This window comes from Marinobacter sp. (assembly GCF_041595835.1).
Classification (GTDB): domain Bacteria; phylum Pseudomonadota; class Gammaproteobacteria; order Pseudomonadales; family Oleiphilaceae; genus Marinobacter.
Genome location: NZ_JBFHJO010000063.1, coordinates 1 through 10656 on the forward strand (window position 1 = coordinate 1; position 10656 = coordinate 10656).

The 10656-nt window shown below is 51.8% G+C and carries 12 protein-coding genes; 5 read left to right on the forward strand and 7 right to left on the reverse strand.

The genetic code is table 11. The features are described from left to right. The 3 genes from ABYA77_RS13680 to ABYA77_RS13690 all read left to right on the forward strand — a co-directional run. A partial coding sequence (locus ABYA77_RS13680; protein WP_372966533.1) for a YcaO-like family protein occupies positions 1-1338 on the forward strand: 1338 nt, incomplete at its 5' end. A gap of 113 nt (positions 1339-1451) precedes the next feature. Beyond that, the gene (locus ABYA77_RS13685) at positions 1452-2204 is read left to right on the forward strand and encodes a THxN family PEP-CTERM protein (RefSeq protein ID WP_372966534.1); all 753 of its coding nucleotides are present in this window, start codon (positions 1452-1454) and stop codon (positions 2202-2204) included. A gap of 188 nt (positions 2205-2392) precedes the next feature. After that, positions 2393-2674, forward strand: coding sequence for a SelT/SelW/SelH family protein (locus tag ABYA77_RS13690; RefSeq protein ID WP_372966535.1), 282 nt, complete (start codon positions 2393-2395; stop codon positions 2672-2674). A gap of 44 nt (positions 2675-2718) precedes the next feature. Here the strand turns inward: ABYA77_RS13690 and ABYA77_RS13695 are convergent, their stop codons facing one another. The 5 genes from ABYA77_RS13695 to ABYA77_RS13715 form a co-directional block, all read right to left on the reverse strand. After that, a complete protein-coding gene (locus ABYA77_RS13695) occupies positions 2719-3255 on the reverse strand; it encodes a copper chaperone PCu(A)C (protein ID WP_372966536.1) in 537 nt (178 codons plus the stop codon). A 111-nt stretch (positions 3256-3366) separates the two neighbouring features. Further along, positions 3367-4491: a dihydrolipoamide acetyltransferase family protein gene (locus ABYA77_RS13700; RefSeq protein ID WP_372966537.1), complete on the reverse strand. Its 1125-nt coding sequence runs from the start codon at positions 4489-4491 to the stop codon at positions 3367-3369. An 11-nt stretch (positions 4492-4502) separates the two neighbouring features. Continuing rightward, a complete protein-coding gene (locus tag ABYA77_RS13705; RefSeq protein ID WP_372966538.1) occupies positions 4503-5495 on the reverse strand; it encodes an alpha-ketoacid dehydrogenase subunit beta in 993 nt (330 codons plus the stop codon). Beyond that, a complete protein-coding gene (locus ABYA77_RS13710) occupies positions 5492-6571 on the reverse strand; it encodes a thiamine pyrophosphate-dependent dehydrogenase E1 component subunit alpha (RefSeq protein ID WP_372966539.1) in 1080 nt (359 codons plus the stop codon). The genes ABYA77_RS13705 and ABYA77_RS13710 overlap by 4 nt, the downstream gene beginning before the upstream one ends. Positions 6572-6763: 192 nt before the next feature. After that, entirely contained in the window at positions 6764-7102 is a 339-nt protein-coding gene (locus tag ABYA77_RS13715) for a zinc ribbon domain-containing protein YjdM (RefSeq protein WP_372966540.1), read from the reverse strand. Between the two features lie 182 nt (positions 7103-7284). On the opposite strand from ABYA77_RS13715, the gene ABYA77_RS13720 reads away from it, so the two are divergent. Beyond that, positions 7285-7761, forward strand: a complete 477-nt coding sequence (locus tag ABYA77_RS13720; RefSeq protein ID WP_372966541.1) for a YaiI/YqxD family protein — start codon at positions 7285-7287, stop codon at positions 7759-7761. 13 nt (positions 7762-7774) lie between these two features. On the opposite strand, the gene ABYA77_RS13725 is transcribed toward ABYA77_RS13720, so the two are convergent. Both ABYA77_RS13725 and ABYA77_RS13730 read right to left on the reverse strand, forming a co-directional pair. Beyond that, positions 7775-8188: a GFA family protein gene (locus ABYA77_RS13725; protein WP_372966542.1), complete on the reverse strand. Its 414-nt coding sequence runs from the start codon at positions 8186-8188 to the stop codon at positions 7775-7777. A gap of 90 nt (positions 8189-8278) precedes the next feature. Beyond that, entirely contained in the window at positions 8279-9049 is a 771-nt protein-coding gene (locus ABYA77_RS13730; protein WP_372966543.1) for a glutathione S-transferase N-terminal domain-containing protein, read from the reverse strand. Between the two features lie 274 nt (positions 9050-9323). On the opposite strand from ABYA77_RS13730, the gene dacB reads away from it, so the two are divergent. After that, a partial coding sequence (gene dacB, locus ABYA77_RS13735) for a D-alanyl-D-alanine carboxypeptidase/D-alanyl-D-alanine-endopeptidase (RefSeq protein WP_372966544.1) occupies positions 9324-10656 on the forward strand: 1333 nt, incomplete at its 3' end.

Below are 10656 nucleotides of genomic sequence, written 5' to 3' on the forward strand. Positions count from 1 at the left end.
CTGTTTGACACCAATTCCGGCACGCCGGAGCGTGGCATCTGCAGCATTCCCTATGTGCGCCAGTCGGATGGGGAAACCGTATACATCCCCTCGAATATTATTGAAAACCTGTATCTCAGCAACGGAATGAGCGCTGGTAATACGCTACACGAAGCTCAGGTACAGTGCCTGTCAGAAATCTTCGAGCGGGCGGTAAAGAAAGAGATCATCGAAAACGAAATCGCCCTGCCAGACGTGCCTAACGAAGTTTTAGCCAAATACCCGGCAATTGTTGAAGGCATCAAAGCTCTGGAAGAGCAGGGGTTCCCTGTACTGGTAAAAGACGCATCTCTTGGCGGTCAGTTCCCAGTAATGAACGTTACCTTAATGAACCCGAAAACCGGCGGCGTATTCGCTTCATTCGGTGCACACCCCAACTTCGAGGTTGCACTGGAACGAAGCCTGACAGAACTACTGCAAGGCCGAAGCTTTGAGGGTTTGAATGACCTACCTGAACCCACGTTCAACACCATGGCGGTAACTGAGCCCAACAACTACGTTGAACACTTTATCGACTCAAGTGGTGTGGTGTCCTGGCGCTTCTTCAGTGCGAAACCAGATTACGAGTTTTCAGAGTGGGATTTCTCTGGCACCAACGAAGAAGAGGCCGCAACCCTGTTCAGCATACTGAAAGACATGGGCAAAGAAAGCTACATGGCCGTGTTCGAACATCTGGGTGCCCCGGTTTGCCGCATCTTGGTTCCGGGCTATTCCGAAGTGTATCCAGTAGAAGACCTGGTGTGGGATAACACCAATATGGCACTGGCTTTCCGGGAAGACATTCTGAACCTGCACCGATTGAACGAAGATGAACTGACCGACCTGGTGGAACGCCTGGAAGAATCTGAACTCGACGTTTACATGACCATCGTAACCTTGATCGGTATCGAGTTTGATGAAAACACCATATGGGGTCAGCTCACCATTCTTGAACTCAAACTGCTGATCTATCTGGCACTAGGCCAGCTGGAAGAGGCCCAGGAGCTGGTTGAGATGTTCATCCAGTTCAACGACAACACGGTAGAACGCGGTTTATTCTACCGCGCGATGCAGGCTGCGCTGGAAGCCACACTAAATGAAGAGCTGGTGCTGGACGACTACCTCTACAACTTCCGCCGTATGTTTGGCGACGAAGTCATGGATGCTGTGGTGGGTTCGATCGAAGGCTCAGTGCGCTTCTACGGACTGGAAGAAACCAGCGTAAATCTGGAAGGGCTGGACCGGCATCTGAAAATGATTGAGAGCTACAAAAAACTTCATGCAGCTCGGGCGAAGCACGCCGAGAAAACTGTCAATTAATCTTACAGGTGTTCGGCTCACGATTTTTTATAGCCTTTAAAAACAATAAGTTAAAAGCTGGCACACCAATTGCTTATACATGTTTCATCTAATCAACCCGAAAGGATCCGGATATGAAACTATTAGCAAAAACACTACTGACCACGGCAACGGCCCTAACAGCCAGCGTTGCCTTCGCATTCCCTGTCGAGCTGACCTCAGTCGAAGGCACTTTTGAGAACGCAGTGGGCGGCTCTTATGTGTCTGGAGAAGGTACCAGCCAAATTCTGTGGGGCGCCAAAAAAGACCACAAAAAAAGTGGCTATGTGTTTGACGGCATTTCACCACTGCCACAAACCATCGTTGACGACACCCCCTTCACTCTGGGCAGCTTCACTCACATCAACAAGCCGATTACCGGAGATGCAATTTCAGGTGTTGATCTGAAAATTGATCTTGGCTTTAGCGGCTTTGGTGATGCAGGAGCGTCTACCGGTAGTTTTGTATTTGCTCACAACGAGACTCCAAACAACGCCCCCGTAGTCGTTGGTCAGAACTACGAGTGTGATATCTGGTTCTTCGGTTGCTGGAGCGGCCATTGGGAAGATGTCGTCAAAAATGTTGGCGACGTGGACGATCAGGTCTGGATTCTGAACCAGTCCGTAAGCAGTGCCGACTTCCAGTTGGGCAACAATATTTACAGCCTGGATTTGATTGGTTTCGAGGGTAATGCAGAAACCTTCTTCACTGCAGAAGACACCAACACTTCAATCAACTTAATGGCGCGGTTGAATGTAACAACTGTATCCGTACCTGAGCCAGGCACCATGGCCCTTCTTGGCCTTGGCCTGCTAGGCCTGGGAATTACTCGCCGCCGCGCGAAGTAATTTCCAGCCACCCCGGCGACCGCTGAAGCAGCCGTCGCCGGGGAGCTCTCCTTCACTACATTAAAGCGCGTTGATTCACAGCTTCTTCCTGCACCAGACCGTCATACCCCCACCCTTGCTTTAAGAAACTGCGTCGTTACTTTGATACCATGGTTAAACGTATTTCTTCACGCAGGAACTATGTCCGTATGGCAACGCAAATCACCCTTCACTACTGCACTGGCTGCAACTGGTTGCTACGCTCGGCCTGGATGGCCCAGGAACTGCTCACCACCTTTGACGGCATGATTGATGAGTTGACTCTGAAACCGGGCACCGGTGGCGTTTTTGAGGTCTACATTAACGGCACCCGAATCTGGTCCCGCAAGGAACAGGGTGGTTTTCCCGAGATCAAGCAGCTGAAACAACTGGTTCGGGACGAAATTGCACCCGAATATTTCCTGGGGCACTCAGATTCCCGTCCGCAATAATCTGGCGCTGAGAGCTCCCGGGATCAAATAAATCCTGAACGCCCTCAGTGATCCATGTCCGAATGATCCATGTCCGAATGATCCATCTTCGAATGGTCCATCGGCATACCGTCCAGCGGCTGAACCATCAGTTCGATATCCATGTCTTCAGCCCCTTCAAAATCCAGACGAACAGGAATCATCTCGCCCTCAAGCAGTGGCTTCGGAAGTTGCTCCAGCATCAGGTGGTAACTACGCGGTTTGAGCTCTACGGTTTTCCCCGCAGGAATGGCCAGGCCATCCTGCAAAGGCTGCATCCGCATAACGCCATCATGCATAGAAGTTTCATGAATGGATACATGGCCAGCTCTCGGGCTTTCAGCCCCGACCAGCGTCACATCCTGACCACCATTATTGGTAATATTCAGGTAGCCTACACCCATGGGAGTACCCGGTGGTGTTGGCCGACTCCAGGGATTATCGATCTGGACACGCCCATGTTCATGGTTATGGCTTTGATGACTTGAAGCCAACACCGGTGGTGTAGCCAGTGTCGTACAAGAAAGCAGCAGCGCGGTCGTGAAAACATTGAATCGATTCATGGTGTCTCGCACAGATGATGAATAAAGAAAGTTATAACGGCTTAGTGTTATCTCCAGATAGCCTATTGGCAAGTATTTGGAACAGAAAGCCGGAAACAACCGACCCGCTTGTTACCCTGGTTTTCTCAGAGCCTCGACCAAAGCGCCCAGAAACCGCGAGGCTTCGCCGCCGGTGGCGGCCCGATGATCGAAGGTGAAAGACAAAGGCATAATGCGACGAATAGTCGCAGCTCCGTTATAAGGAATCACTTTATCCCGTATACGCCCAGCCCCCACGATGGCTACTTGCGGCGGACTTACGACCGGGTTGGCATATTGCCCGGTCATGGTACCGAAGTTCGACAATGTGATGGTCGCACCCTGCATTTCTTTAGGGGGAATTTTACGGGAAGCTACGGATTCTCTCAGGTTCTCCAGCCCTTGGCGCAGGTCTTTCAGACTGCGATGAGTGATATCACGAAGCACTGGCACAAACAGGCCATCAGGCGTATCAACAGCAATCCCCACATGCACTTCACTGAGTAACTGACGGCTCAGGTTATCACCATCAAACCAACAATTCAGTGCCGGCACCGCCGCACAGGCTTTACCAATAGCCTGTACCAGTCGCATTGTTGTATCAGTGCCTTTCTGCCAGTCACCAATATCCACATCTTCAAAGATCGACACAGGCACCACCTGAGCGTGAGAAAGCGCCATGTTCTTGGCCATGGTCCTTCGGGTTCCACGCAAAGGCTCCGCATCACCCAGTTGCTTCTGGTGGCTGGCCTGCTTGTATACATCGTCGTTAGTGATCAGGCCTCCGGGCCCGCTGCCTCTGATCGTTTCCAGGCTAACACCCAGCTGCTCCGCCAACGCTCGCACACCCGGTGTTGCTCGGTTAGCACGGGCTCGTTTACTGGAAGCGGCTGCCCCGACAATAAACTGGTCTTGATTCGAGCCATCACTCCCCCCTTTGCCAGAAGACTTTAATTCGCCGACCACTGTCCCGGCATCCTCATCTTCGCCTTCAAACGCCAGCAAGGGCTCCCCCGTATGAATGATATCGCCGGCTTCGCCGTATAGTTTGGCAATAATGCCGGCCTCCGGAGAAGGCACTTCTACAATCGCTTTGGCGGTTTCAACGCTGACCAATATCTGATCTGTTTCGACCGCATCGCCCACCTTGATATGCCACTCAACAATCTCGGCTTCCGGCAGACCTTCACCCAAATCCGGGAGTCTGAAATTTTTCATTGTTTTTGCTCCTAAAGCCCGATGATCTGTTCAACGGCGTGCACGATGTCTTCCACCTGGGGCAGATAATTCTGCTCATTTCGGTAATAAGGCATCACCGTGTCGAAACCTGTTACCCGCACCACGGGCGCCTGTAAATCCAGAAACGCTGCCTCCGCTATAGATGCAGAAATTTCGGCACCAATCCCCCCATTACGACAGGCTTCATGGATAATCACAGCCCGGCCGGTTTTGGTCACAGAACACAGTATGGTTTCCCGATCAAGAAGACTCACTGAGGCTACATCAATGACTTCACAGCCGACGCCTTGCTCCGCCAGCTTGTCTGCTGCCTGCAGGGTTTCCTGCACGCAGGCCCCCCATGTAATCAAGGTGACATCATCACCTTCCCGCAGGGTGAAGCAGGTATCCAGAGGAAGCGCTTCACCGTTATTGGCTACACGCTGGGTGACCGCTCGATAAATTCGCTTTGGCTCAAGAAAGATCACCGGGTCCGGATCCCGGATAGCGGCAAGCAGTAATCCATAGGCTCGTTGAGGTGAGCTGGGAATGACCACGCGCAATCCTGGGGTATGAGCAAACAAGGCTTCGGTACTTTCAGAGTGATGCTCCGGTGCATGGATGCCTCCGCCAAACGGAGCCCGGAACACCAACGGGCAGTGCAACCTCCCCCGGGTACGGTTGCGCATACGGGCGGCGTGGCAAACAATCTGCTCCATGGCGGGATAAATAAATCCCATAAACTGAAACTCTGCTATCGGCTTCAGGCCTTGGGTAGCCATGCCTATAGCTGTACCGGCAATGAGATTTTCCGCCAGCGGGGTATCCATCACACGCTTAAAGCCGAAAGCATCTTTCAACCCAACCGTTGCTCTGAAGACGCCTCCGTTAGTCGCTATATCCTCACCAAGCACAACCACGCTTTTATCGTGGGACATCTCCCAGTGCATGGCCATGTTCACAGCCTCCACCAAGGTAACATCCCGAATGTCTGCGTTGCTCATGCCACACCTCCCGGATGTTTGTTGGCGAGCTGCTCACGCTGACTGTGGAGCGCAACGGGGAGGGTTTCAAACAGAAAATCAAGCATGGCTGTAGGCAACTCAGGTTTAATACCCAAATACTCTATAACCGCCTGATCTACGGTTTTCTTGCACTCGGCCTGCAGAGCCTGTTCTTTTTCAGGAGTCCAGTGTCCGCTGGTATGCAACCAATTTTGAAGGCGCTTAACTCCATCCTTTTCCCAGGCTCGTTTAAGTTCTTCTGCTGTGCGGTAGCGGGTAGCATCATCAGCAGTGGTGTGATCACCCAGCCGGTAAGTCTTTGCTTCAATCACCGTTGCGCCTTTGCCGTCATGGGCACGCTTAACAGCGCTATCAAGAGCTTCAGAGCAGGCGAAATAGTCATTGCCGTCCACAATATGTCCCGGCAAACCCGCGCTGACAGCTTTCTGAGCAATAGTTTCAGCACCACTTTGCAAACGTCGGGGCGTGGAGATGGCCCATTGGTTATTGATCACCACAAACACCACGGGTAAATGCCAGGCACCAGCAAGATTCAGGCTTTCCGAGAAGTCCCCTTTAGAAGTGCCGCCGTCTCCAATACAGCACACCACGGCCCGATTTTCATCCCGAATACGGAAGGCTGATGCCACACCGACGGCATGGCAGCACTGGGTGGCAATAGGCACGGCAATAGGCAGATCTTCCGGGCAGGCTTTCCAGCGACTGCCCCGTTCATCACCGCCCCAATACAGCAACAGGTCTGTGAGTGTCACGCCACGAAAAATATGGGTAGCCTGATCTCGGTAATAAGGAACAAATACGTCGGTTTTGGCCATACTCTGACCAATGACAGAGCCTACGACTTCATGTCCCAGTACCGATGGATAGGTACCGCATTTTCCAGTACGCTGAAGTGCAATGACTTTGGAATCAAAGGTGCGGGTGAGCACCATATTGCGGTAGGCAGCCAGAACTCTTTCGATACTCCCGGCCTGAGGCGGCAGCTCATCCAGTGGCTTGCCGTGATCATCCAGATAGCGGGTGCTATCCACATGAAACTCGTGGACTTCTCTCATCCCATCCTCCTGCCCCCGGCTTTGCGATAAAAGCCTGACTGTTCAGATACCGGCTTGTGGCGGGCACCGACAGCGTTGGGGTGTTCGTCTTATTGTTAGCGTGGATTGCACGCAGCGGGATTAAACAGAGTGCTCAAAGACACTCTGCTTAATATTTAGACGATAGGATGGAATAGATCAAACTTCAGACAATCAGGCTTTCTTAACAAACTCAGACTTCAGCTTCATCGGACCAATACCATCAACCTTGCAGTCGATGTCGTGGTCACCGTCAACCAAGCGAATGTTCTTCACCTTGGTGCCCACTTTTACAACGGAGCTGGAGCCTTTTACCTTGAGATCCTTGATCACCGTGACAGTATCGCCGTCCTGAAGCTCATTACCGTTGGCATCACGAATCACTTTGCCCGCTTCGGCTTCAGCTTGCTCTGCTTCAGTCCACTCATGCCCACACTCGGGGCAAACCAGCTGAACGCCGTCTTCGTAGGTGAATTCAGAATTACACTTAGGGCACGGTGGCAGTTGAGACATTATCATTTCCTGTTAATTGAATGGGTATTGGATTATAACACCACACTAAATTTTCTTCCCCACCCGGGACTGATAACGATCCCCCGATCAGGTTCAGATAAATACCTTTAGTCCAACACTAACAAGCTCACAAGAGGAACGGTTAAACTGGTCCGGTAGCTCATTATCGAAGGAAAGCCGAAATGCCGATCTGGGTCGATGCCGACGCCTGCCCTGTCCCCGTCAGGGAAATCATCTGCCGTGCAGCTACCCGCTGGCAGATTCAAACCACCTTCATTGCCAATCACGTTATCACTTTGCCGCCAAGCCCCTACATCCGGCGCCGCCAGGTACCTCAGGGATTTGACGTTGCCGACAACGAAATCATGGATCAGATGAGTAAAGGGGACCTGGTGATTACTCAGGATATACCACTGGCAGCCGAAGCCATCGAAAAAGGTGCCGACGTATTCAACCCCAGAGGGCAAGCATTTACTAAGGAAAACATCCGTCAGCGTTTAGCTATGCGGAATTTTATGGAAGAGATGCGTAGCGCAGGCCAGGTCACCGGAGGCCCTGCACCTTTTGGCCAAGCTGATCGCAAAGAGTTTGCAAATCAACTTGACCGTTGGCTACAGCGGAATGCACAAAAGAATCCGGTAGAAAAAGAAAGTACCTGACAGGCAGATGGACTTAGAACGGGTCGTTCGTTCGCTCGGTTTTTTCGAACTGTGGAAGGTCGTCCGTAATGTCAAACCACTCTGCTTTGGAGCCCACGTAGATATGGCGAGCGGGTTTAGTCATGATCGGTTCGTTTATCACACCCACTCTGAGGCGGAGGATTCCTGGAATGGCATCCAACCGGCTATACAGTTGGCTGCCGCAACGACTGCAGAAGGCACGATATTTACCCGGGCGGGACTCATATTCAGTCACTTTATCTTCACCAGAAATATAACGGAAACGCACCTTCTGAACCGGCGCACTGGCGGAGAAAGCACTGCCATGAGCCCGGCGGCACTGACTGCAGTGGCACAATGAAACCGGTCCCAGACCACCTTCATATTCAAACCTTATATCACCACATAAGCACCGACCTGTGTACATCACACTCTCCCAAAACGGATGAAATGACCGGCGCAAATCATACCGGCTCGGAAAGGAATTACTACCCCAGAGCCGGCCTGGCCGACAAGTCTACATGGCGTATTCTTTCTCCAGGTAATCCAGAATACGTTTAGATTCAAACAACTTTACCCCGGTATTGGGGTCTTCCAGGTACGGCACCTGAACTCGCCCATGTTCTTGAAAAAAAGTATCCCTCTTGCCGCCCGGTTGCGGCTTATAAGGGCCGGGCCTGATCCTCTGGAATGCAGGCCCGAATTCCGTCCAGTGCTCTTTACCCAGATTGTGTAAGGTGTACGGAAGCTCGAATTCACACAGTTTTTCACGAACTAAACGGGAGAACGGACTGCCCTCAAAGCTCCATAAATGAAGCCCCTGCTCCGGACGTTTGGCCGGCTCAGCACGCATGCCTCTCAGTTCACTGCTGGCAGAACCAGCCGCACCCAGCGCAACTTGCCAGGACTTACTCTGGTAATAACCCGGCACGGAAATGTTGGCGTACCGCGTGAACAAATACTCCACAATCTCATCAGATTCATAGAGTACTTGACCGGCATTCTGGTCGATCAACATAGGAAATTGCTTCTTCCCACCTAAAGATTCCGCCTCACCTCGATAAATCCGACCACCTTTCGGGCATGGCCGTATTTCTGCATCCAGATGTAATGCCGTCAGCGCTTCACGAACCTTGCGGCAGTATGGGCAGGCTTCAATATCATATAAAATGAGAGGCTTTTCCGGCTGAGGCACTGGCTTAACCACCAGACAACCACGCCAGGCAGAGAAAGAAGACGTTGCTACGGATTCCAGCACATTAACCTGGTGCTTCAGAGCTCGGAGCATGATGAGTTCCCTTAAAAATGAATGTTGGCGATAATGTCCCACACTTGCAGCCCTGTCTATTGGCCGTCGAGGCCATCAGGCAACATAGGGATAACTCCCTGATTCTAAAAGCCCCTGTTACTCATCCAAGAAAACTCTAAAGAAACAGGATACATAACGCCACCTTTTAACGTCATGTGTAACCTTTTTGCATAGTAGAAATGCAATGAATGGGCTATGGTAAAAGATATACCAATCACGGGTGCACGACACGCTGCTGCAGGATTCACAGACTATGATTCGTCTGCCAAAGATACTTTTCCCGCCAAAACAACTGGTTGTAGCTGTCACCATACTCAGTTCATTTGCAACGCAGGCGGTTGCACAAGACAACGACGCCTCAGCGAATGCATTTTCTAATGCTCGGGTGTGGGCATCCGAGATTCGCGATTACGCAACAAAATCCCTGAATAAGGATGACGCGCTAAGCTTGGTGGCCCTCCCCCTCAACGGCCCAGGTATTGAGCAGTATGTAAACGCTGACAAACTGATGAGCCCGGGCTCTATCATGAAGCTGGTTACCACCTACGCAGCCCTTGAATTACTAGGCCCAACGCATCACTGGAACACAGATTTTCTGACCGACGGCCAAATGATCGGAGATACACTGAAAGGCAACCTGTATGTCCGTTTCGGCGGCGATCCGAAACTGACTCTTGAACGGCTCTGGAGTACCCTGCGCGAACTTCACGACATGGGCATCAACCGAATTGAAGGCGACCTTGTTCTGGATGGCAGTCATTTCAAAATAGACGGAGGACTTCCAGCCTTTAAAGACAACGGCAACAACCCCTATGCACCTTTTCTGGTGGAGCCTTCAGGTTACCTGACCAACCTCAATTTACTGCATTTTCAGGTTAGAGCCGACGAGCGAGGCACTCAAGCCTGGACAACACCAAACCTGAGTGAAGTCACTATTGATAACCGGGTAACAGCCGTTGCGGAAGGCCCCTGCCCATCCCGACGACAATTCAAGTGGCAACCCATTTTCCATAGTGATCAGAAAGTTACCGTCAAAGTAACCGGCGAATTGCCTCAGGGGTGTCGGGCAACAAGCTATATGTCATTGCTGCCTCACGATCACTATTCCGCATCGACCATTCGTTCCGTATTTTCGGAACTGGGTATTACCGTCAGCGGCATCAACCGATTTGAGACGACGCCCGAAAATGCACGCCTCGTCATGCGCACAACCTCACCAGATCTGGTCACTATGGTGCGCGACATCAACAAATGGAGCAGTAACGTAATGGCTCGGCAGATGCTGCTGACCATCGGTGCCAGACTGCGCAAGGACGGAGAGCAAGACGACCGCGTTTCCGGCATAAGAGCAATTTATGAGTGGCTCGAAGATAAAGGTGTTAACACCTCAGGCATGGTGATTGACAACGGCGCCGGGCTTACCCGCCACGGTCGCATCTCTGCAAGGCAGGGCGCCCAGATTCTCCAGCACGCCTGGAACAGCCCCTACGCTTCTGACCTGATGGCGTCTATGCCGATTATTGCGATGGACGGAACCATGGCACGGCGACTGAGAAATACCGGTATGGAAGGAGAAGGGCGGATTA